Here is a 23,473-nt window from a genome sequence, read left to right on the forward strand (position 1 = left end):
TCGTTCATTCTTTGTTCAGTTTTCAAAGGTCAATCCGTTATCACGTCTGGCGTGTAACACGCTTTGTGACAACTACTAAATAATAGCATGACTCTGTTTCAGTGTCAACACTTTTATTAAATTTTCTTTTCGCATTCATTACAACTAGATGTCTAGGTGTCCGATGCGACTTAAAAATAATAACACGTTCGTTGAAGTTATGTCAACGTTTTTTAGAAGAGAAATAAAAAAAGTTATTCTTATTTCCACAAAACCTACTGTACCACAATATTGGAAGCACTGTCAATTAGTATCTATTCCTATTTCCTTGTTCAAAGAAAAAGAGCCGAGGATCATCTCCTCGACTCCATTTATCTTTACAGACGTTTATTTAATTCTTCTGCTAAATCTTCAAATCCTGGTTTTCCTAGAAGAGCGAACATGTTTTTCTTATACGCTTCTACTCCTGGTTGGTCAAATGGATTCACTCCATTTAAGTATCCAGAAATTCCTACAGCGATTTCGAAGAAGTAAACCATATATCCAAATGTATACTCATCCATTTCAGGAATCGTTAACAATAGGTTTGGTACATCTCCATCAGTATGAGCAAGTAGCGTTCCTTGGAATGCCTTTGTATTTACGAAGTCAATTTCTTTTCCTTCTAAATACTTCAATCCATCCAGATCTTCTTCAAGAACAGGAATTTGAATGTTTTTACGAGCCTTCTCTACTTTAATAACTGTTTCAAAGATGTTGCGTCGACCATCTTGGATGTATTGCCCTAGAGAATGAAGGTCAGTAGAGAAATTCGCACTTGCAGGGAAAATTCCTTTTTGATCCTTTCCTTCTGACTCACCGAACAATTGCTTCCACCATTCGGAGAAGTATTGAAGACTTGGTTCATAGTTAATCAACAACTCTGTTACTTTCCCTTTACGGTATAGCACATTACGGATTGCCGCATATTGGTATGCCTCATTTTGGGTTAGGTCTGGGTTTGCATATGCAGCTTGCGCATCTTTAGCGCCTTGCATAATCGCATCAACGTCTGCCCCTGAAACTGCGATTGGCAGTAAACCTACTGCTGTTAACACAGTAAAACGTCCACCAATGTCATCTGGAATAACGAACGTTTCGTATCCTTCCACATCGGCTTCATGCTTGGCAGCTCCACGCTCTTTATCCGTTGTAGAATAAATACGTTTTCTTGCTTCTTCTACACCGTATTTTTGAATCAATAGTTCTTTGAAGACACGGAAAGCAATCGCCGGTTCCGTAGTTGTACCTGATTTAGAAATCATGTTGACTGAAAAATCACGGTCGCCGATGGTTTCAATTAAGTCGGATAAGTAGGTAGAGCTGATACTGTTTCCAGCAAAGAAAATTTGCGGAGTTTTGCGATTTTCTTTTGACTGTACATTATAGAAAGAATGATTCAAGAAATCGATTGCTGCACGTGCTCCTAAGTAAGAACCACCGATTCCAATGACAACTAGAACTTCAGAATCACTTTGAATTTTTTTAGCCGCAGCTTTGATCCGTGTGAACTCTTCTTTGTCGTAGTTTTCTGGCCATTCAATCCATCCAGTAAAGTCACTTCCAGGACCTGTGCCTTCACGTAATGCTTTATCTGCGATGGTTACTTGATCTTGCAGATAGGATACTTCGTGTTCTCCAAAGAATGATGTTGCTTTTGAATAATCAAACTGAATATGTGCCACTTATTTTCCTCCATTCAACCAATAAAAACGATTATTAAAATGTTTCACTACGATAGACAGGGACACCACTAAAATTGAACTCCTTTAGTAATTTCTCCAGTTCTTTTGCTCGGCGCCATGCAACAGGACTACCCTCGACCAAAAGTTCATTCGGATCTTCAGGACGAAGGGTTAGGTCAAAGACAAACAGCGGGACGTTTAACTCTTCACTACGAATGTTAGTGGTATCCATAATACGTAAAGCTTCAGAATCAGCATGAATATGAGTTAATAGGGAACGCATAATTGTGCCCATCGGAAACTTTGTATCCTGTTCCATTCTTTCATAAAGAAAAGATAATTTCCCATCTTGAGAATGGACGAGAAAAAAAGACTCCCCTTTTTGATTCGTAACCAAAATGGTTCCTGCAACGAACCCTTTTTCTGCCATGAGTACTCATCTCTCTTCCGTTAATTTGTATGATAACATTCACTTGTTTTAGAAGTACGATTTTTTTCATCAAGCTTTGCTTCTTCAATCCAGACAGGCATTTGTTCGCGAAGTGATTGGAAACCAATCTGCGGCGTATACCTTCTTTTTCGATGTTTCTTGCGCGGTGGATGCGGTGGAACCTGAATTTTTTCCAAGGCTCGTAGTGATAAACTAATTTTTTGGGTATATTCGTCAATATCAATGATCATCGCTTCTATTTCATCGTCTACTTTCACTACTTCATCCAAATTGGTCACAAAACCATGTTTGCATTCTGATATGTGAATCAGACCTTGCGTATCCTCATCCAAGGAAACAAATATGCCATATGTTTGTATGCCAGTTACTGTTCCAAGAATGACATCTCCTATCTTATATTTCATATTTCTTATCTTCCCTTCTTCATTCAGAATCATTATAACATGCTGTATAAAGAAAAAGATAGGTCGGAGATGAGATGATATTCACACAATATTTGTTTAATACTATTCGGTTACTTTTTCGATTCCTAAGATAACAACATCTTCGACTGGTTTGTCATTTGCGCCTTTTTCTACTTGCTCAATCGCATAAACAACATCCATGCCTTCTGTTACTTGGCCGAATACAGTATGACGGTGATCCAACCATGGTGTTCCCCCGTTTTTCTCATACTCTGCGATAATTTCTTCTGGCCAGCCGCCTGCTTCTAATTGCCCAAGCATACTTGGTGCAACCGAGCGATTCGTTACAATGAAGAACTGGCTTCCATTTGTACCTGGTCCAGCATTTGCCATTGATAGTGCACCGTTTAGGTTGAAGACATTCATAGAGAATTCATCTTCAAATGGCTCACCCCACATGCTTTCTCCACCCATTCCTGTACCAGTCGGGTCTCCACCTTGAATCATGAAATCATTGATCACACGATGGAAGATAATTCCATTGTAATACCCTTGTTCAGCAAGTGTTAAAAAGTTCTCTACTGCTTTTGGAGCGTATTCTGGAAACAAACGCAAGTGGATGTCACCTTTCGTAGTTTGCATAATAACGCTTATGTCTTCTTTTGTTTTTTCAGTTAATTGCGGAAATTGATTCATTTCTTCTCCTCCTTTTTATTCATTCTACCATAGTACCTTCGCAACATTCTATCAATCAAGTATTTTTTTATTAGTAGTGATAGAAAGATTCATGTTATCATAGGATTGTATTTAATTATGGATGAAGGATGCAAGAGAATGATAATATTTAGTAATTTTCCATTAGTATGTTCATTAATCTCCATTTTTTTCACCCAAATCCTCAAATATCCAATTGCGAAGCTGATTAAGGATCAAAAAACCTCCCTTTCCATTGTGACAACGACAGGTGGAATGCCTAGTTCTCACTCGGCGGGAGTTACTGCTTTGATTACAGCTTTAATCTTGGAATATGGCTACACATCTGGCTATGTAGCGATTGCTACTACATTTGGGGTAATCGTCATGTTTGACTCTATGGGGGTACGCCGACAAAGCGGTGAACAAGGGATTGTGTTAATCGATATGTTGAAAGAGCTGCGCAATCTATCCCAGCATCAAGTAAAGCAAAATAAAAATACTGAAGAGGATTATATCGCTAGTCCGATTGAAGAGAGAAAATTGATCCTGAAGAAGTATCTCGGTCATAAACCATTGGAAGTATTTGTTGGTATACTGACCGGTATCTTTGTTGCTTTTGTAGTGAGTATGATTTACAGCAGACTAGGAATTATATAAAAGGGATCCTGGAGGGTTCAAAGTGAGTAAAGAGAAAGAAATATTTGATATTACAATCATCGGAGGCGGGCCAGTAGGAATGTTTACATCCTTCTATGCCGGCTTACGACAAGCAAAAGTTAAGATTATTGAGGCGTTACCACAACTAGGCGGCCAGCCAGGGATGTTATATGCAGAGAAAAAAATCTATGACATCGCAGGGATGCCGAAAGTAACCGGTGAAGATTTGGTAACAAATTTAGCTAAACAAATGGAACGATTTGACATGACCGTTTGTTGCAATGAAGAAGCTTTTGATTTAGAAAAAAATGAAGATGGTATATTTGAGATCCAAACTTCAAAACAACGTCATTATTCGAAAGCTGTTATTATTTCTTCCGGAAATGGTGCGTTCCGTCCGCGTAAATTAGAAATTGATCATGCCGATCAATACGAAGATGAAAATCTTCATTATTTCGTGAATAATATCGAAGGCTTTCGGGACAAGAGAGTGGCGATTTGTGGGGGCGGAGACTCTGCTGTTGATTGGGCGCTTACGCTGGAGCCGATCGCGAAGCAAGTCATCCTGATTCACCGAAGACCGAAGTTTCGTGCGCAGGAACACAGCATCCACATGCTCTCAAAGTCGACAGTCGACATCATTACCCCCTTCGTTCCTATTTCTATTAACGGAGATGGAAAACGTCTCTCCAGTGTGGTCTTACAAGAAGTTCGTAAAGATCATACGATGGAGATTGAAGTAGATGACTTCTTAATTAATTACGGCTTCTCCTCTTCAATCGGTGCCATGAAAAAATGGGGATACGAAGTAAAAGGTAATTCCATAGTGGTAAATACCAAAATGGAAACAACCATTCCTGGCGTATACGCAGTTGGAGACATCTGTACGTATGATGGGAAAGTGAATTTGATTGCAACAGGTTTTGGGGAAGCCCCAACAGCCATTAACAATGCAATGGTCTATATTAATCCGGATACCCGGGTTCAACCAATGCATAGCACGAGCTTATTCTAAGGAGGATTCGATATGGTAAAAAGCGGAAGTGAATTACATCACCGTGCTCTCGAATTATTAAAAGAACGCGGCGTAAAACTCGATGATATTGCTGAATTAGTTGTCTTTCTTCAAAAAGATTATGTGGCAGATTTAACGATGGATATGTGTAGAGAAAATGTAAAAGCTGTTCTCTCCAAAAGAGAAGTGCAAAACGCTGTTATTACAGGAATTGAGTTAGATGTACTAGCAGAAAAAGGAGAACTTTCTCAACCGCTTCTTGATATCATCCGAAATGACGAAGGACTCTTCGGAATGGATGAAATCTTAGCTCTATCAATCGTCAACGTATATGGTTCCATTGGTTTTACCAATTATGGCTACATCGACAAAGTAAAGCCAGGTATTCTACAGAAGTTAAATGACAAGAGTGACAAAAGTTGCCATACATTCTTAGATGATATTGTGGGAGCCATCGCTAGTTCAGCAGCAAGCCGAATTGCACATGATGATCCTAATAAGAGTGAAATTATGAAATAATATGCAATAAAAAAAGAGGCCTTAGCCTCTTTTTTTGTTGCTCAATTGTCGTTTCGTCCAAAAATATAAGGCCCATAAACCTGCTTCCAGTAATACAAATACGAGAATAAAACAATGCATGAAAAATTCTTGAGGCAACGCCAAGATAATTGGATCCGTACGCCAATCAAAGATCCACGCATCATTATTGAAGAAAATTTGATGGAACGTCACAAATAGTTGGTTAAAGTTAAGGGCAATGAAAAATAAAATAAAGATCGGAATAAACACCATTAATCGGGTTATATTCAGAATCTGCCATAGTTCCCCTGACCTTTTACGGTTTCTTAAAAAGAAAAAGCTGATGATTCCTGTAATAATCATTACGCCGTAATTGAACATAAACAGACGCTTTACTTCATAAAAGTGAAACAGACCACTAGCCGATGAAGGAAAATCAGGCATATTTAATTCTCCGACCCATGGTACATTCAAATAGCGCATCAAAATTTGATAATTTTCCATGATGACTTCTTTTGATAAACCAGTCAATCCTTCAATGTCTAAATAGGTAATATCAAAGGAATAGAGCGGCGTGAAATTAATTGTAATCGCAATTGCAGCTGTTAAGATAAACAAAAAAATTGCTAGTGAGCCAAATACGTTCTTTATTTTTTGCATCAGCTAAACCGTCCATTCACTTAAATTACGAACCACATAGGTAGGTTGTTCAGGCATACTCACGAGATCAGCAGCTTGGGTAAACCCGGTTAGCGTTAGAATCGTATCGATGCCATAATGGATTCCTGCAAGGATATCGGTTTGATAGTTATCGCCTACCATAACCACGTCTTCCTTAGAAAGACCAAGGCGCGATAAGGCCCCTTCCATAATGGGAGCAAACGGCTTCCCAATGATGAACGGCTCTTGTTGCGTACTTGTCTTTAAGAATGCTGTAATCGTACCTGCTCCTGGAACAAAACCATTCTCAGTCGGCAGATTTGTATCTGGATTCGTCACCACGAAGGCAGCTCCATTACGTATAGCGGTGCTCGCGATGGTTAATTTCTCATAGTTCGTTTTTCGGTCTAAGGCTTGAAGAACAACCTGAATTTTCTCATCTACCAAAACGAGCCCAGCTTCTTCTACTTGTCGAGCCAAAGCTGCTTCTCCTACCACATATACCCGACCGTTAGGATAATTCTTCGCAATATAATCCACTGCTGCAAGACCACTTGTATAAACTTGATCAGGTGTTGCTTGGATTTGACAAACCTCGGCTAAGTAAGCAACTACTTCCTCTGGCGTACGAGTTGCATTGTTCGTTAAGTAAAGATAAGGGATTCCTTGCCCCTCTAAACGTTCGATGAACAACTTTGCTGTCGGAATCGGCATTAAACCGTTATAGATGGTACCATCTAAATCAATCAAGTATCCTTTATAGCGTTTGATATGCGCTCACTCCTTTTGGTTAGTCTTCTTTTTTACGAATTTGGAATTGTGTATTCGGTTGATTATTTTTCTTACGTTGCGGTTTACGCTTGGCTCTGTCGTCTTCGTTTTTCTTTTGATCACGATTATTAATGACGAAGTCCTTTTTCTTAGCTGGCGTTTTTTGTTGCCGTGCTTGTGGAGCATCTTCTTCCGTTTGTTGCGGTTTCTTGCGTCTGCTCTTGCCTTTCTTTTGTTTGGTCGTCTTTTCTTTTTCTAAAACGAAATACGCACAACCAAAGTTGCAATATTCATAAAGATAGTCTTCCAAAAAAGTAATCTTTTTATCGAGAGGTGCACGCCGATCTTCTTCACTGAAGAATCCCTTTAGACGCAATTGGTCATAACCCCAATCCCCTACGATATAATCGTATTTATTCAGAATGGTGTTGTATCGGTCGCTCAGTGCATCCAGCTGGACAGCATCCCGATGATTCACCACAATTGTATATAGGTTCGTTTCAATCTTCAGGTGAGTTTCGTCTACTACTTCAATCGCTGTTTTACTGCCTAATTTTTCTTTTTTCTCTGGCTCTTCTCCTTCAACAGGAGTTATTTTTTCTACTAACTTTGAAGCAACTTGCTCTTTCAATGTTTCTCTCTTTTTCTTTTGACTCATTATTTCACCTCATTAATGATAGGTAAGAGGGAAGTGTTCTGCTAGATACATACTTACGATGTCACGCAAAAAGTATGGAAACAGAAGTTCACTTTCTCCTTTATTTTCAATTAAGGGAAAGAAGCTCACATAACGATAGTGATCAACCGTTACAAAGGTAATCATTTCTTCATCTGCTAACTCATTCCCACGATAATAAATTTTGTGTTGCTCACTATCTACTTTTATTCCTTTATAAGCCAACGAACCAAATATTTTTCCACGAAATCCCATACCCATAACTGGCTTCGTTAATAAATCGGACCGTTGTCGTTCCATATTCCAAATTAGCTCTTTGAACGTTTTACCATCCATCTTACAGGTAATCAATCGCATGGGATGTGGTAAGACACGGTGCATGGTTCCCTTCGTAATGACCCCTTCTGGCAAATCATCCAGAAACAAGCCAGCATTCAACATGCCAACATCAACTTGCGCGAATTCTGTAATAGCATCCAAACCAACTTCTAACAAATCGGATGAATGATACCAATCACTTGTTAAAGAGAATGGTAAATCTGCTATTTTTTCTTCTTCTAATAAGTCTGTTCCTTTTTTCCATAATAGATCTACTTCTCTTAAATCCTTCGAGTGTTCTGGTAACGCAGCACAATCAATTAATTCTGTTTTGATCTGCTGGATGCCATCGTTGGAATAAAGCAAGGATGTGTGACCGATATACTGTCCCCACTTCCCTCCACCCGTCAACATCGTTCCGTCGATCAATTTCCCATTTGGAAGAACATGGTGGGTATGCCCCCCGATGATGACATCTAATTCTTCGTACATTTCCGCCATATGTTCATCTTCAATAATCCCCATATGGGAAAGGAGCACGACAATGTCTGAATTTACGGCCAACTCGGGTAAGATTTTAGGAAGAACTTCATAAGATTCCTTAGGCTGCCACCCATTGGGTAAGTAGCTCAAGTAAAGAGGCGCAGTCAACCCCGCAACGCCGACACGCATCCCGCTCTTTGTTGTAAGAATTGTAGATGGTTCTACCCACTCGGGTAACTGCCCATCTTCAACATCGAATAGGTTCGCTAAGACGATTGGAAAGGTTGCTTCATCATATAAACGGTTTAATATTTGTTTCGTATTACCGATTCCTTCATTATTTCCGATCGTTGCAGCATCAAACGATACTTGATTCATTAAGTGGACGTTCGCTTTCCCATTCGTTGATTCTGTCAAAGGGTGTACACGGTCCAGAAAGTCTCCATTATCAAAAAGAAGGACATCTTCTCCTGATGCTTCATGTTCTCGTTTTTTTTGATTCAAGAACCGCCTGATTTTTGGCCAATTCTCAAAATGAGAATGTAAGTCGTTTAGATGGTACAAATGAATCCATTGAGTTTTTGCATCCATATGTTCATCCTCCCTTACGTTTGCCATTATCTTTTAGACCTACTGTTCATATTTTACCATATTCACTTGAATTAATGAGGATTATTTCACACGCAAAAATACGAAAAAGACCTCCTGATATAGGAGATCTTTTTTAGTGAGATTTATTCAATTCTTCGGCATGCAATCCGATTTTTTTTACAAGCTCCACATATTGCTTTAATTCATCCTCTTCTAGAACAGAAAAGATGGATACAATATCTTTTTCATTAATCGGGAAAATTTGATTCATCAACTCCCGACCTTCATCTGTGATAGCTGTAAAAATCACCCGACGATCCGTTTCGCACGGTTTACGATGCACATAGCCTTTTGACTCTAATTTATCAATGACATAGGTTAGACTGCTGCTCGCTAATAGAATTTTTTTACCAATATTTTGAATTGGTTGTTCGCCCTTGTGATAAAGTAATTCCAGAACTCCAAATTCTGAAGCATTTAAGTTGAATTTAGAGATACTTCTTTTTATACTTTCTTGCACATGTTGAGACGAACGTAACAATACGGTTAAAGCTCGTAGAGAAAGCTCTTCACGTTCGGACATATAGTCCCCTCCTGTGTATTTCGATTTCGAGATAATTTTACCATTAATCACGCGTTGAGTCAAAGAATGATTGATGAAACTTCTTAAGTTCTTATTTTACCTTATTATTTGATGAAATTACAGGCATATTTATTTCTTTTTTTAACGTTGCTTGTATAATGTAGTTTGAGATAAATAAGGAAAGGATGGTGCAGATGTTAAAAAGATCGTTGTTAAATTTCTTTGTACTTTTTAGCGCGGTAGTCTTTTTACCTGCTTGCCAAAATGTTTCCGCTGAAACCTCACAACTAAGCGCATTAACATTGCCTTCATTAGAGAATGATTCAAATGGATCGATTCCCGTACGTTTTGAAATACTTCGTAAAGTTGAGGAAACACCGGTATCGGATGAGCCCCTCTCAGAGGAAAGTAATCCGACTGTTGAGGAAAGTGAAGAAAAAGTGGTTGAAGCACCTGTTGAAACCCCTGTAGAAGAGAAAGAATCCAAAGAACAAAAAAAAGAAGTAGTAGAAAAAGAACCTGCGGAATCGGCTGAAAAAGAATCAAAAGAAGAAACAGAAGTTGTAGAGGAGTCTACTCCTCCCGTCGAACCAGTCTATACACATGAGCTTACCTACGAAAAAATCGAAATTCCATTTGAGACGCTCTATGTGTTGAACGAACAGATGAATAATGATGAATTTGAAATTTTACAGCCAGGAAAACCAGGTGAAACAGTGGAAACTTGGCTGCATACCTATAAGGATGAAGTATGGGAAAGCAAACATATCACTGACATTAAAGTGACCGATCCTGTTCCGGAGATTCGGATGGTTGGTACAAACATTGTGAATATACCAGAAGGTTCCACGTTTGAAGAAGAACAAGAACGAATCGAATCACTACCACTTGTGCCCGCTTATTAATCGACACGGCACAAGTTTTACTTTTCTATCCTAAGCACAAAAGAGGCGAGAATGATTCTCGCCTCTTTTGTGTTTTATTTTTTATTCCTCAACCATTCGCATATGATCCTTGAAAAAATTTGCTTGCTCCGTATTACATACTTTCGCTTCTTCTAAATTCAGATCGCAATGGAAAATATGACGCATATGGGTTTGCCCGGGCTCTCCATACTTTTGATAAATAACAGGGACACCACGCTTGCGTAAAGATTCATACATCGACCAAGCTTCCTCTTTGAAGATGTCGTATTCTGCTGTCATCACAAATGCTGGCGGAAAATCGCTTGTGATATTCTCAGTCACTTGCAACATGGAATCGATATTTTCTCGGTCTGTCCCCAAATAGTCCATAATCAATGCTTCCATGTTCATCCCCGTCTCATTGCGTTGCTTCGCTTTCAAAGAAATATCATAAATCCCACAATTCAGAGCAACCGCTCGAATTTCGATTTCAGCAGGAATCGTAAAAGAAAACCGCTTCGCAAATGTCTCATTTGTTCGAATCGTGCAATACTGGCTCGCCATTTGTGCTCCCACTGAATCACTTGTAAGGAATATGTTTTGGATATCGATATGATATGCATCTGCATGTTCTAGAATCCACTTCATGACGAGATTAATTTCCCCTAACTGATGAGGAAACTTTTTCCTTGGAGCAAGATGGTAATTAAAGTTCACAAAAACAAATCCTTGTTTTGCCATAAACATACCATAATGAAGGTAATTTTTTTTCGTTCCATACACGTATCCGCCACCGTGAATGTTTACAATAACGGGCAATTTCCCCTTCGTACCTTTTGGATAATAAACATCCAAAAGATTATATTTTTTCCCGTTTCCATACGGCACATCATAGTGTGCCATAATTGTCTCATCCACCGTCAGATTGGCATCTCTTTTTTGATCCGCCTTAGACGAAATATACTTAAATACTCTTCCAGCTAGTGACATAACAATCTACTCCATCATCGTTAGCAATCCATTCAATCCGTACTCTTTCCCTTCTCTTCGCGCAGAGTGTAAGGTAGGAGTGGAAAAAGTGGAAATGCGTTCTACTTCGATATTGTTTTCTTTTATTCCTGCTTCCCTTATTATAGCCAGATTCGCATCGGTCATACTTAATAAATACTTCTCCCCATGAGGTTTGAAGAAGTCATCGCGGTTTGGGAAGGCAGCAAATGCTTCATAAACTTCTGATCCCACTTCATAATGTTCCATCGCGATGGAGGGTCCTACATATGCCAAGATATTTTCTCGGCTACAATGAAAGTCCCGTTCCATTTGCTCCACTGCCTGTTCGGAAATCCGCTGAACTGTCCCTCGCCACCCTGAATGAACCATTGCTTGAATTTTTTTGACTGGATCAAATAAAACGATTGGCGTACAGTCTGCATACTTGATAAATAGAGAAATACCAGGTTGATCAGTAATCAAACCATCTGTCTCTTGAAAAATTCGTCCAAAAACAAATTCTTCTCCACTAGTTCCATCTGCATAACCAATCTGGGCACCATGGACTTGCTGTCCACTATAAATCTCTAGCGGCTTGATATTCATCTCGGAAAGGAAGCGAATCATATCTTCTTCGATCCGGTCACCTACCATTTGATAGCGAAAATTATAATCAGCACCTGCAATTTTATTTTTTAAGCCGTTTTTCGCTAATAAAGACGAATGCATTCTGAAGTCCTCCTTGTTATTTTACTTCTATTTCACGGATTGGCCGCCCTTCTCGGTCATAAATAAAACTCCTTGCTTTCTTACTATCGGCCATTGCTACAATTAAACGATCTCGGAATGGCTCTGCCAGTTCATCAAACACACACGACTCTTCATTTAAGTTGTATTTTAAGCGTAAGGCGTCTGTTTCACCACGACGTTTTAATTTATAACTTTTTGTAGGAAGCTTCCCTTCTATTTCTCTTTTTTCAATTCGATAATAGGAGTGTTCATCTTGATAAACGACTTCCAACGCACCTGAATTAGTCCGTTTGTATTCTGCATCGGGATAGTGTTCTTTATGCAATTCCCACCATGCTTTGATTCCTTCGATTGCCTCTTCTTCAGAACGATAACTGCCGTGTTCCTTCCGCACATTTCCGATTCGACTAACCCAATAATTGGTATAAACTGTTTCTGTCATTTTATCCGCTCCTTATCCATTTCCTTCTTGCAGCCAGTTAAAGTAACTATTAAAAATTAAAATCGAATTTGTTGGAAAGTCTTGAGATACTTGTTCAAATGGTACGACTGAATAATGCAAAATATCTTCCCCTGATACAAAAAAGTACATCGCATTCAGCATGACATCCGTTTGATCCGGCAATGGCTGAGCAGGAACCATCGTTTGACGCAACACTTCGCCCTCAACCTTTACTTCAGAAACGGTAAATACTTGCGGCTCTAGAGCTACTAATTCCTCAACCGTATACAAATTTCCCAATACATCGAATTCTTCTGCATCAGTAAGACTCACTTCATAAAAGCCAGGGGTTATCGATGAAAAGACTAAATAATCATTTAAAAAGTAAAAAGCAATCTCTGAGAGGAACATGGAAATTTCGCTGAATTCTCCACCCTCTTCATCAGGAAAACGGTACAGCACCATCTTTTGTTCTTCCGAAATATCCACTTCTTCGCGCATTATCGCTGGATCGAATAAGGCATCAATCTCATCAACGGTACTTCCAGTCGTGTCTGCTGGATCCATATAGTCACTTAATTGATAATTTTCGATTACGGTTTGATAAACTTCCCAAGCCTCATATCCATGTTCATTGGAAAATGTATTTTGAGTAATCATCTCAGAAAACACATGTGTACCAGGAGTTGTTGCTACCGATTCGCTTTCTTCAGAACTAACTGAATCAATTTTAACAGACTCACTTTCTTCCATACTCATTGAAGAAACACTTTCTTCCATACTCATTGAAGAAACACTTTCTTCCGTTTCTGAAACTGAACTGGAAGAAGCCTCTTCGGCTCCATTTCTACATCCTGCTACTAATAAAAGACTACTCGCCAACACAACCTTTTTAACCATCCTCTAACACCCCTTTTCGTATACTCTAACTTTACCAAGGAAACGAAAAAAGTGGTAATTAAAACCATTGCAACTAAATAATAAGAGGCTGGAGCCACTTTATGCTCCAACCTCAAAGACTACGATTAACGAATGAAAGAATCATTTCCACACAGCTCATAACAGCTTGCGAGTCCTTTATTTTTCCCTTTATAGGTAACAAAGGAATCTCCTGCTTCAAAAAAACGAGCGGTAGCAACTGCTGCTCCATCATTGACGAAAATTTCTAAGCTTGATCCATCTACATAAATTCGTAAATGACGCAATCCATCTGGAAGATAAATACTACGGGATTCCATCTTCTGATCCAACCACCTCTGACGAGTTAACGAAAGCGTATGGTCTTCATAATGCAAAGAAGTGGTTTGAAGAAATTGCAAAGCAAAAGGTTCAGCTAATTCATCAAATTGGAAAATAAGTTCCGTCCCACCACTTGATAGCTGTTGTTTCCAATCTTGTTCCAATGAGAAAACGGACCGATCTTTACGTAACGCTTCAAGTTCAACGACGGGCTGTTGTTTGAGAATTCCATCTTTAAAAGATAAACTACGGGGAATGGTTAGAGCATGTGCCCATCCTTCTGCAATGGTCGGCATGGATTGTTCCATCTCCGGCTCCATGACTCCCATCCAAGCGTACATGATTCTACGGCCATCATCACTTAAGAAACTTTGTGGGGCATAGAATTCAAATCCCCAGTCAATCTCCTTCATCTCCTCATTTTCTAGTATGAAAGAATCTTCCTCTTTCTTCAGCGTCACGTAAACGGATTGGAAAATATTCTGATAACGGTTGTCTACTTCCTCTATCCCTTGAGGGGAATAAAGAAAAATCCAATGGCCATCTAAATAAATGAGATCCGGACATTCCCACATATATCCGCGCTGTTGCAGCTTCTCTATTTCTGGAGCACGAAGTAATTCCCCTTGAAGAGTCCATTCCGCTAAATCGGGAGAGCAGTACACGAGTGCAGTTCCCTCTTCTTGTACGGTTTGTGCTCCTACAATCAAGTACCACTGTTGATCAGACTCGTCATACCAGACCTTTGGATCTCGTACATGACGCGTATAACCTGCTGGATGCTGAAATATCGGACCTTTCTTTTCAAATGTTTCGCCGTCTATAGAAACCGCTACACATTGGTAGCTATTCTTCGTACCATCTTCTTCTACTACATTTCCCGTATAAAACAAGTACAACTTCTCATCGTGTACCACTGCAGAACCAGAATAGATACCGTCTCTGTCATAGTCTTCTGAGGGAGCGAGCGCAATGTCCCGCCGTTCCCACTTCACCAGATCAGTAGATACGACATGTCCCCATGTTTTATTCTCATGTACGGTACCGTAGGGATTCCATTGATAAAACACATGGTATTTTCCCTTAAACTGAATCAACCCATTGGGATCATTCAGTAATCCTTTTAAGGGTGTGATGTGGTAAGACAAGGGATAATTTGATTTTTCAACTGCTCCATCTAACATCATAAAAACTCCTATAATTCTTCTAGTTGTTTGTCACTAAAGCCAAAGAAGTATGTAAGCAAGAATCCAGCAGCAACTGCAACCACATTAACCAAGATATATGGAAGCAACTGACCATTGCCTAAATACAACAATATTCCAGGAATGACCGTAATAGACATTCCAGATCCAGCTAATTGTAAAATACTAGCAATGAACCCACCAATCGCTCCACCAATTAGTCCCATAATGAAAGGACGTACATAACGTAAATTTACCCCAAAAATAGCCGGTTCTGTAATTCCCAGTAAAGCTGAGAGTGCTGATGGGAATGCCAATGCTTTTAATTTTTTGGATTTTGTTTTCATACCGACTGCCAGTGTAGCTCCACCTTACGCTGCCATTCCTGAAGTAATTAACGCGTTAAATGGATTCTCACCCAAGTTCGTTAATAATTGGACTTCCAAGAAGTTGAAAATATGGTGGACGCCTGTTACTACAATTACTTGGTTCAATCCACCAATGATTAATCCCGCTAGTCCAAGTGGCAGTTGAAGAATCCATTGAGTTGCATTCAAGACAACATTTTCAAATGAGTGGAAGACTGGCCCAATCACAATCAAAGAAAGAACACTCATCACAAGCAACGTAACAAATGGCGTAACTAATAAGTCAAAGGTTTCAGAAACCCATTGATGTAGTTTCTTTTCGAGCTTCGCTCCGATAATCCCCGCAATAAATGCTGGTAATACCGTTCCCTGATAACCAACAATCGGAATAAAGCTAAAGAGCATAATTGGTTCCGCATCTCCGGCTGCAACTGCATATGCGTTTGGCAATGCAGGGTTAACTAACATTAATCCAAGAACAATCCCAATAACCGGACTTCCGCCAAATACACGGAAGGTAGACCAAGCAACCAAAGCTGGTAAAAATGCAAAAGCTGTATCTGTTAGTACTTGCGTATATAGTAAAAAGTTTTCACTGATTGATTCAGGTGTCATGCCAAAAAGGCCTAAAATTTCTGGTTGCGTTAATAGTCCACGTAGCCCCATAAAAAGACCGGTTGCTACCAAGACGGGAATAATAGGTACAAATACGTCTCCAAAAGTACGAATCGCACGTTTGAAGAAGTTGCCTTCATTGCGAGTTTCTTTCTTAATTTCTTCCTTCGTTGTCCCAGTTACGCCAAGTTGCATAACTTCATCATAGATTTTGTTGACGGTTCCAGTACCGAAAATAATTTGATATTGTCCAGAGTTGAAAAAAGCGCCTTTCACTTTTTCGATATTCTCAACTCGCTTCTTATCAATTCGATCCTCATCATGAACCATAACCCTTAACCGAGTGGCACAATGCGCAATGCTGTTGATATTTTCTTCTCCTCCAACCGCATCAATGACAGCTTTCGCTATTTCTCTGTTCTCCAAGTAAATCTCTTCCTTTTTCTTTTACGGTACCGGTCCCACAATCAATTAAATGAAAGAGGGACCGTTCCCTCTTCTTACATCTCGACTTTACCATGATGTGAATGCGCTGTCAAAGGATATCCCTTACACTTTCCCTTTCTAAATAAGAGACATTAATGATGGTTTCTCGATCTATTTCTTTCCCATCAATTAATTCCATAAGGTTGAGGGCTGCCGTCTCTCCTACCAACTCATGATGGAAGTCAATGGTCGTTAAGGGTGGGGTTAAAAACTCACTGAAGGAGTACCCTCCAAATCCAGCAATAGATATATCCTTCCCAATCGTCAGCTTATGGTCATGAGCTGCACGGTATAACCCCATGGCCATATTATCTGTAGTAGCAATGTATAAAGTGGATGATGAGTGCTTCAATAGATCAAGTGCTAAATAATAATTATCTTTTGTGCGGAAGGTAGATTCAATTACGCGAACGGAAATACCCGCCTCTTCATACGTGGAAAGTACCCCCCTTTTTCGATCTTTACCTACTGATTGGTCACGTTCTGGCACACCGATATAAGTAATCTGTTGGTGATGGAAGGATAACAACTTCTCTGCCAACAATTTCCCTGCAGCAAAGTTATCATGATTAATGGCATAGACATCTGGATGTGTTTGCCCTACGAAAATAATGGGCAGGTTCATTTGCTGCTGTAAAGCGAGATGTTCCTTTGTAATTTCAGTTGCAAACAAGATGATACCTGCGACCTTATTTTGGATTAGACTGGTTATACTTTCAATTTCGCGCTCTACCTTTAAGTCTGTATTCGATATTAATAACTGGTAGCCTTTTTCTCGAGTCAGTCGATCGATTCCATCCACCATGGTCATCATCGATGGAGAGTCCATTCGAGGAATTACCACTCCAATAAATTTGCTTTTTTCTGATTTTAAATTTCGAGCAAATTCATTCGGTGTATAATTATATTTTTCGATAACAGACTTAATCTTTGTTGCTGCCTCTTCACTGACATAACCTTTATTTAAGTAGCGGGAAACGGTGCTCTTTGACACACCAGCTTCCTTGGCAATTTGTCGAATCGTAATCACCGTTTTACCCTCCTTTTCTCTATTGTAAAATGAAGGCTGGAATTTTATTCCAGCCTTTCGCTTTCCAAGGACACAGCCGATAAAAAAGCTGCGATATCTTGTTTTTCAAATAATCCTGCTAACCGCATAACGGTTTGATAGTTTAGTCGCTCTTCCAATTCTTGCATTTCTGGCTGAACCGTTTCTTCTAGAGCATAGCCAAATAATTGTGCGTTTACTCCAGCTCTTTGAAGTCCGACTTTCAACGACATCCACGCACGAGGTAAATGGCTGATCGTTGTCACAGCACAAATTCGATGGTACGTTCCGGTCTTCAGATAATCCATAAACTCCAGCACGTTCCCGACAGAATCTTTTGCTTGTTCAAGGGCAACAATTTGTTCTTCTTTCATTCCAGATTCTACGAGATAATTTTTCATCGCCACAGCTTCTGAATATTGATTTCGTACTGCACCGCCACTCACTAGAACGAGTGCTTCTGGATGCTCTCTGACGAGTTCTAAAACCGAAAGAAGACGGTTTTCTAATACGAGAGGCATCGTTCCATCATCATTCATAAAATACCCGAACACACAGATAACGTCAAGAGGGCCATCTATGGGTGGGAAGTTATATTGGCTAGCATGCTGTTCAATCATATTGAAAACTTCTTTTACTTTCTGACAGAGCTCGGGAGCAACGCTTGCTAATTGTTCGAAGCAAGCGGTACATTCAGATTCAAGAGCTTTTAGAATTTTCAATTGAATAAGAAGTTGTACCAATGCGTAGGGATTTTCTGGGTCTTGTTCTAGAATGGTACGATAAACTGCTGCCGCAGATTCATTACATTCCCAAATACCCAGAAGTTCTCCTTTTAACAACAAGGCTTCTACAGCTTCCGTATTGTTCTCAATCTGCTCATCTAACTGATTCAGCGCAGTGCGATATTGCCAGTGAGCTAACAGCGAAACAATCTCTTTTAATTCTTTGTGATGACCATAGCTTGTCCCCATTTGCGGGATTAATTGTGTCGTGTCAACTTCACCTTGATAATCTTCTATTCGTTCTAATTCGGTAGACACTTTCTCACCAACTTATCCTCTTTTTTGTCGAAACTCTGCCAAAAAATTTGGCCAGTCTGTTTGAATGACGGTCATTCCTGAATCCAGCATGATTTCCCAATCCCTACCTTGAAAAAGAGCACCATCATCTTGAAGTCCATCAAACAACCGAAAATCAATGCCTAAACTTTCCGCATTAACGATAAACAGGAACCCTCTATCTTGCATTTCTTTTACCCATTCTGGATCAATTAAAGGAGAGGGTCTTTCGGTAACAATTACCTCTAGACCAATCGTGTCAATAGTAGAATACGATAGAACCAATTCTACATCTTCTCTACTCTTCGCAATCGGCATGTAATGGAACCCTCTCCCATTCTTGGAAAAAGCATCCAGATAAAGAGGATCAACTGGTGACTTCAACACCAGTTGTTCCTGCTTTCCTGAATTCCTTAAGATGCGGAAGAATGCTTCATCTTGCCAGTATTCCCAAGATCGATCCAAATTTACCAATCGATTCGCCGGTAACCATTCCAGAAATTGTTCGAGTGTATTAATTTTGTACCCTGACACACTTCCGATTGAATTATATACACTGTTTCGATTGATTTCTTCAGCCGTTAATTGCTTAAAATTCTCATTCCGACCCAGTAGTTTCGGTTCATTTTCATCATGAAACAGATAATAGGAATGATCCACTGTTTTACAAATGTCTACTTCTACAATATCAGCACCCGCATGATACGCCAACGTGGCAGATTGGATGGTGTTTTCAATGATGTTTCCACCCCAAAATCCACGATGGGACATAATTAGAAACGGGAAATCTTGCTTTCTTTTTAGAAATAAATTAGTTTCCATTATTGACCACCTGCAGGCGGATTAACCCCTGTATCTCCTAATCCTGTTTCGATAACGGGAGCTTTTATCACTCGTTTTGATTTTTTAATACCACTCTTTCGTTCGCCTACTTTAGAACCGCGACCATATACGACATAGAACATAATAGCGCTGATACCCATGATAATAACCGAGTAAACTAGGTTTACCGCAGCTGCATTCACGTTGTTTGCCGCGTCAGCGTTTTTCCGAATCGTAATTCCTAATGTTGGATACGCTGGGTGATAAAGGAACGCGGAGAGATCGTAGTCTGCTAAGAAATTGTTGAAGTTCAAAGCAACCAAAGCCAGAGCAGTCGGTAGTAATGCCGGTAAAATAATTTGGACGAACGTTCTGATTGGTGAAGACCCCAAAATACGAGAAGCGTCCTCTAAGTTGTTATCAAAGGAGTAGTAAGCCCCTTTAATATAACGCAGTGTAGAGGGCAGCATCATAATCAAATAAACGAGTGGTAAAATCCAGACACTCCCAATTACGCTGTTGCCAAATAGCAGCCAAGACGGCGAGTCATAAGAAATGATTAGTCCAAGCGCCAACATCAAACCAGGTAAGAGCCAAGGGATATAGAACATGTATTCCATCCACTCTGCTAATTTGTTATTTTTATTCTGCATGACAATTCGCGCAATCAGAATCATAAACAATACAGCTAATACTGCCGCCCCACCTGCGTACGCCATACTTGTCAACAGTGGTCCAAAGTTGTTGCGGTTTGAGAGAATGCTTGCATAGTTCTCCAAGGTGAAATAGTCAAAGGACAAGACTGTTTGCGAAATTCCTTGTAAGTTCATAAACGAGAACAGAACCACTAATACAAGCGGAGTTACATAAATAAAGAACAGTAAATAAGAAAGGATATGCACGATTACATTTGCTACTGGATTCTCAATTTTTTGTTTCGCGACACGTGTTTTTGTTTTCGAGATAGACATATAATTGCCTTTTTTCTCATTACGAGTCATCACGATCAGCAAGATAATTTGAGCAAATCCAAGGATGATAGAAAGCAAAGCCGCCAAGTCCCTTGAAGTTGGTCGTTGCGTAAAACTTAATATTAACGGAGAAATGGTTTCAAATTTGCCGCCAACCATGATCGGTGCAGCCATCGCACCTAAACCAAGTTGGAAGGACATGATAATCAATGTCATCATAACGGGGAATAAGGTCGGGAAGACAATGTCTTTCAATACTTGCCATTGGCTGCTGCCTAAATTCTTAGCAGCTTCAATGGTGTTGTGGTCGAGTCCTTTTACACCATTTCTAAAGAACAACATATGGTTCGTTGTACAAGCAAAGGTCATAACAAAAAGAACAGCTGGAAACCCTGTAAACCAATTCGGATCCATTTCAGGGAAGAAACGCAACATTGCATTTGTGATCACACCTTTTTGACCATATACATAGAGATAACCGTTGTTTAATACCATTCCGCTAAAAACAAGGGTCGACATGAAGCCCACTCTTAAAAGCTTTGCACCCTTTACTTCAAAGTATTCGGTCACTAGCACGATAAAGGTCCCCACAATATTAACAGTGATGGTTAAGGCAATCGCTAGTAGAAAGGAATTTAAAACCGCTTGAATGGCCCTTTTGGAACGAGATAACCGATCGAAAGCCGATAAGCTTAATTGTCCGTCTACCCAAAAAATATCTACGAGCACATTAATGTTCGGTAAAATTAAAAGAGCAATAATAAACCAGCCAATAAACAAGCAAAATAAATAAAAAGGAATTTTCGTTACGATATTTGATTCTTTTAGTCGATTCATTGCCTTACCCTCCATATTCTAGAATGTCATATGGATCAATATAGAGTGTGATTGCTTTTTTATCGAGCATGGGCGTATTTCCGTCTTCCTTCACGATGATGCGCAGCGTTGTACCATATGCCTCACAAATATAAGTAGAGAAAGTTCCATAAAAAACTTCATCCAAAACCGTTGCTTGAACGGGGATCGCCTTGCTATCTTCATTGACCCAAAGTTTTATTTTTTCTTCTCGGATATAGTGACGGGCATTTAGATTAAATGGTGTACCTGTTGTTTGTTCATTTAGGTAAGTCATAAACGGTGTTTCTAAGAAGTTTGCTTCTCCAATAAACTTACAAACAAATTCTGTCGCAGAGCGGTCATAAATCTCACGCGGTGTACCGATTTGCTCGATTTTGCCATTATTAAACACAGCGATATGGTCTGAAATTTCTAATGCTTCATCTTGGTCATGAGTAACATAGATAGCTGTCATCCCTGTTTCCCGTTGAATTCTCTTTAATTCAGCACGCAATTGTTTCCGCAACTTGGCATCCAAGTTCGATAGCGGCTCATCAAATAAAACAATATTCGGTCTTTTTGCTAATGCCCGTGCAATAGCGACCCGTTGTTGCTGCCCTCCTGATAAGTCGGAAACATTCTTTTGAAGTTGTTCTTCATTTAATTCTACTAAGTCTGCCAATTCCATAACTCGTTCATTGATTTGTGCCTTCGAGTACTTTTCAATCTTCAAGCCATAGGCAATATTATTGAAGACACTCATTGTTGGGAATAAGGCGTAGGATTGGAAAATCATCCCTAACCCTCTTTTTTCCACTGGTGTCTGGATAATATTTTTCCCTTTTACTTCGATACTGCCATTGCTTGGTTTGATAAAACCAGCAATCGAACGCAAAGTCGTGGTTTTGCCACATCCGGAAGGGCCTAAAAGCGTAAAAAACTCTCCTTCTTTTACTTCAAAGTTGACATTATCAATTGCCACAAAATCATCGTACTTTACTTGTAAGTCCTTTACTTCAATCATGCGTCTACTCCTTCATTTCATGATAAATTTATAAAAAGCGAAATAGAGCCTATTTCGCTTTTTACTTTACTCTCAATTGTTTATGGCATTAATTCTAGTTCAACTTTTTCCATCCAGGAGCTTAAGTTCTCACGGACAAAGTCCCAGTCAACATCCATTGGTTCTGTTTCGTTTGCGATTTCAATTAATCGTTCAGGTGCACGATCCACTGCCGCCTCATTCACTGGCAATCCACCGAATTCTTCAACAAAAGCACCTTGCATCTCATCACTTCCGAACCAATCTACAAATTCTTGAGCAACGGAATAATCATGGTCTTCCCCTTTGTTGATAATTCCAATTTGCTCACGCATGGTGATTACCCCTTGTTCTGGGTTGATCGGAACAGCGGTAAAGCCAAATTCTTCTTCAGCTCCTGGTAATCCACCTAGGAAATGATAGGAAACTGGAATTTTACCTTCAGCGAAGTTTTGAAGTTGTTCTTCGTTTTCAGGTGTTTGATATCCATTTGCTAGATATTTTTCTACTTCATCCCAACCTTCTTGAGAAATTCCTAAGTCGCCATCTTCATCCACATATTGCAAGAGAATACTCAAAATTGCTTTTTGGTCTGTTCCAGAAGCAACACCAGCTGGTACACGATACATCCCTTCCAATTCTGGCATTTCACTTAAATCTTGCCAGTTTTTAGGAGCTTCATCTTCGGAGACAAATTCTGGATTGTACATCATGAAAATACGTTGCTCAATAAGCGGATGGAAGTATTCTCCTCCAACATTCGCATCAGCCGGAATATCGCCAATCCACGATGGTTCATATTCAACAAATAATTCCTCGTCAAGCAATTGGAAAAACATTGCTTCGTCCATACCGAAAGCGACGTCTGCTTGAGGAGAACTAGCTTCTACCAATAAACGGTTTAAGATATCTCCACCGCCAGCTTCCACGTATTGTAAATCAAAACCAGCTTCTTTCGCCTTTTCATCGATCCACTCTTGACGTCCACCTGCTAATGAGTTGGAGTAAATTAATAACTCTTTGCTTCCGGTAGTCGTGGTTTCTTCTGTCTCTGTAGAAGTAGTAGAGGTAGTAGAACTAGCCTCTTCTGTATCTCCACCAGATGCACAAGCTCCTAGCAATAATACTGATGCTGCTGATGTAAGTGTATATATCCATTTTTTCTTCATAATATCCGTGTTCTCCT

Annotated in this window: 24 protein-coding genes and 1 pseudogene; 4 read left to right on the top strand and 21 right to left on the bottom strand. The window is 39.7% G+C overall.

Annotated features, from left to right (window positions below; translation table 11 throughout):
* Positions 1-356 precede the first annotated feature (356 nt).
* From PVE40_RS08090 to PVE40_RS08105, 4 genes are all read right to left on the bottom strand, one after another.
* Entirely contained in the window at positions 357-1,703 is a 1,347-nt protein-coding gene (locus PVE40_RS08090; RefSeq protein ID WP_274731393.1) for a glucose-6-phosphate isomerase, read from the bottom strand.
* Between the two features lie 34 nt (positions 1,704-1,737).
* Positions 1,738-2,133 (bottom strand): hypothetical protein, encoded by a 396-nt coding sequence (locus PVE40_RS08095; RefSeq protein ID WP_274731394.1) that lies wholly within the window; start codon positions 2,131-2,133, stop codon positions 1,738-1,740.
* Positions 2,134-2,153: 20 nt separating this feature from the next.
* On the bottom strand, positions 2,154-2,558 hold the full coding sequence (locus tag PVE40_RS08100) for a CvfD/Ygs/GSP13 family RNA-binding post-transcriptional regulator (RefSeq protein WP_274731395.1): 405 nt from the start codon (positions 2,556-2,558) through the stop codon (positions 2,154-2,156).
* Positions 2,559-2,660: 102 nt separating this feature from the next.
* A complete protein-coding gene (locus tag PVE40_RS08105) occupies positions 2,661-3,254 on the bottom strand; it encodes a peptidylprolyl isomerase (protein WP_274731396.1) in 594 nt (197 codons plus the stop codon).
* Between the two features lie 138 nt (positions 3,255-3,392).
* Here PVE40_RS08105 and PVE40_RS08110 point away from each other — a divergent pair, with 138 nt between their 5' ends.
* Genes PVE40_RS08110 through PVE40_RS08120 form a run of 3 tightly spaced genes read left to right on the top strand, consistent with a single transcriptional unit; the run spans position 3,393 to position 5,445 of the window.
* Complete coding sequence (locus tag PVE40_RS08110) at positions 3,393-3,911, top strand: divergent PAP2 family protein (RefSeq protein ID WP_274731397.1); 519 nt, start codon at positions 3,393-3,395, stop codon at positions 3,909-3,911.
* Between the two features lie 22 nt (positions 3,912-3,933).
* Positions 3,934-4,926, top strand: coding sequence for an NAD(P)/FAD-dependent oxidoreductase (locus tag PVE40_RS08115; protein ID WP_274731398.1), 993 nt, complete (start codon positions 3,934-3,936; stop codon positions 4,924-4,926).
* A 12-nt stretch (positions 4,927-4,938) separates the two neighbouring features.
* On the top strand, positions 4,939-5,445 hold the full coding sequence (locus tag PVE40_RS08120) for a phosphatidylglycerophosphatase A family protein (RefSeq protein ID WP_274731399.1): 507 nt from the start codon (positions 4,939-4,941) through the stop codon (positions 5,443-5,445).
* 21 nt (positions 5,446-5,466) lie between these two features.
* On the opposite strand, the gene PVE40_RS08125 is transcribed toward PVE40_RS08120, so the two are convergent.
* The 5 genes from PVE40_RS08125 to PVE40_RS08145 form a co-directional block, all read right to left on the bottom strand.
* The gene (locus PVE40_RS08125; RefSeq protein WP_274731426.1) at positions 5,467-6,108 is read right to left on the bottom strand and encodes a TIGR01906 family membrane protein; all 642 of its coding nucleotides are present in this window, start codon (positions 6,106-6,108) and stop codon (positions 5,467-5,469) included.
* Positions 6,109-6,855, bottom strand: coding sequence for a TIGR01457 family HAD-type hydrolase (locus tag PVE40_RS08130; protein ID WP_274731401.1), 747 nt, complete (start codon positions 6,853-6,855; stop codon positions 6,109-6,111).
* 40 nt (positions 6,856-6,895) lie between these two features.
* Entirely contained in the window at positions 6,896-7,534 is a 639-nt protein-coding gene (locus tag PVE40_RS08135) for a YutD family protein (RefSeq protein WP_274731402.1), read from the bottom strand.
* 12 nt (positions 7,535-7,546) lie between these two features.
* Positions 7,547-8,944, bottom strand: a complete 1,398-nt coding sequence (locus PVE40_RS08140; RefSeq protein WP_274731403.1) for a bifunctional metallophosphatase/5'-nucleotidase — start codon at positions 8,942-8,944, stop codon at positions 7,547-7,549.
* Between the two features lie 133 nt (positions 8,945-9,077).
* Complete coding sequence (locus PVE40_RS08145) at positions 9,078-9,527, bottom strand: MarR family winged helix-turn-helix transcriptional regulator (protein ID WP_274731404.1); 450 nt, start codon at positions 9,525-9,527, stop codon at positions 9,078-9,080.
* Positions 9,528-9,721: 194 nt separating this feature from the next.
* Between PVE40_RS08145 and PVE40_RS08150 the strand changes: the two genes are divergently transcribed.
* Positions 9,722-10,432 carry a G5 domain-containing protein gene (locus PVE40_RS08150; RefSeq protein ID WP_274731405.1) on the top strand — a complete coding sequence of 237 codons (711 nt, stop codon included), beginning with the start codon at positions 9,722-9,724 and terminating at the stop codon, positions 10,430-10,432.
* 81 nt (positions 10,433-10,513) lie between these two features.
* Here the strand turns inward: PVE40_RS08150 and PVE40_RS08155 are convergent, their stop codons facing one another.
* The 12 genes and pseudogenes from PVE40_RS08155 to PVE40_RS08210 form a co-directional block, all read right to left on the bottom strand.
* A complete protein-coding gene (locus PVE40_RS08155; RefSeq protein WP_274731406.1) occupies positions 10,514-11,422 on the bottom strand; it encodes an alpha/beta hydrolase in 909 nt (302 codons plus the stop codon).
* 6 nt (positions 11,423-11,428) lie between these two features.
* Positions 11,429-12,151 (bottom strand): peptidoglycan editing factor PgeF, encoded by a 723-nt coding sequence (gene pgeF, locus PVE40_RS08160; RefSeq protein WP_274731407.1) that lies wholly within the window; start codon positions 12,149-12,151, stop codon positions 11,429-11,431.
* A 16-nt stretch (positions 12,152-12,167) separates the two neighbouring features.
* Positions 12,168-12,614 carry a hypothetical protein gene (locus tag PVE40_RS08165; RefSeq protein WP_274731408.1) on the bottom strand — a complete coding sequence of 149 codons (447 nt, stop codon included), beginning with the start codon at positions 12,612-12,614 and terminating at the stop codon, positions 12,168-12,170.
* Between the two features lie 12 nt (positions 12,615-12,626).
* Positions 12,627-13,514 (bottom strand): hypothetical protein, encoded by an 888-nt coding sequence (locus PVE40_RS08170; protein ID WP_274731409.1) that lies wholly within the window; start codon positions 13,512-13,514, stop codon positions 12,627-12,629.
* Between the two features lie 125 nt (positions 13,515-13,639).
* Positions 13,640-15,037 (bottom strand): glycoside hydrolase family 32 protein, encoded by a 1,398-nt coding sequence (locus PVE40_RS08175; RefSeq protein WP_274731410.1) that lies wholly within the window; start codon positions 15,035-15,037, stop codon positions 13,640-13,642.
* 20 nt (positions 15,038-15,057) lie between these two features.
* Positions 15,058-16,446: pseudogene (locus PVE40_RS08180) on the bottom strand (sucrose-specific PTS transporter subunit IIBC); the annotation flags it as partial.
* A gap of 109 nt (positions 16,447-16,555) precedes the next feature.
* A complete protein-coding gene (locus PVE40_RS08185) occupies positions 16,556-17,536 on the bottom strand; it encodes a LacI family DNA-binding transcriptional regulator (RefSeq protein ID WP_274731412.1) in 981 nt (326 codons plus the stop codon).
* A 44-nt stretch (positions 17,537-17,580) separates the two neighbouring features.
* Entirely contained in the window at positions 17,581-18,597 is a 1,017-nt protein-coding gene (locus PVE40_RS08190) for a YdcF family protein (protein ID WP_274731413.1), read from the bottom strand.
* Between the two features lie 12 nt (positions 18,598-18,609).
* Positions 18,610-19,437 carry a glycerophosphodiester phosphodiesterase family protein gene (locus PVE40_RS08195; RefSeq protein WP_274731414.1) on the bottom strand — a complete coding sequence of 276 codons (828 nt, stop codon included), beginning with the start codon at positions 19,435-19,437 and terminating at the stop codon, positions 18,610-18,612.
* Complete coding sequence (locus PVE40_RS08200) at positions 19,437-21,245, bottom strand: ABC transporter permease (protein ID WP_274731415.1); 1,809 nt, start codon at positions 21,243-21,245, stop codon at positions 19,437-19,439. The genes PVE40_RS08195 and PVE40_RS08200 overlap by 1 nt, the downstream gene beginning before the upstream one ends.
* A 4-nt stretch (positions 21,246-21,249) precedes the next feature.
* Complete coding sequence (locus PVE40_RS08205) at positions 21,250-22,269, bottom strand: ABC transporter ATP-binding protein (protein WP_274731416.1); 1,020 nt, start codon at positions 22,267-22,269, stop codon at positions 21,250-21,252.
* 80 nt (positions 22,270-22,349) lie between these two features.
* Positions 22,350-23,456 (bottom strand): extracellular solute-binding protein, encoded by a 1,107-nt coding sequence (locus tag PVE40_RS08210; protein ID WP_274731417.1) that lies wholly within the window; start codon positions 23,454-23,456, stop codon positions 22,350-22,352.
* Positions 23,457-23,473: the final 17 nt, after the last annotated feature.

This window comes from Jeotgalibaca caeni (genome assembly GCF_028863945.1).
Lineage (GTDB): Bacteria > Bacillota > Bacilli > Lactobacillales > Aerococcaceae > Jeotgalibaca > Jeotgalibaca caeni.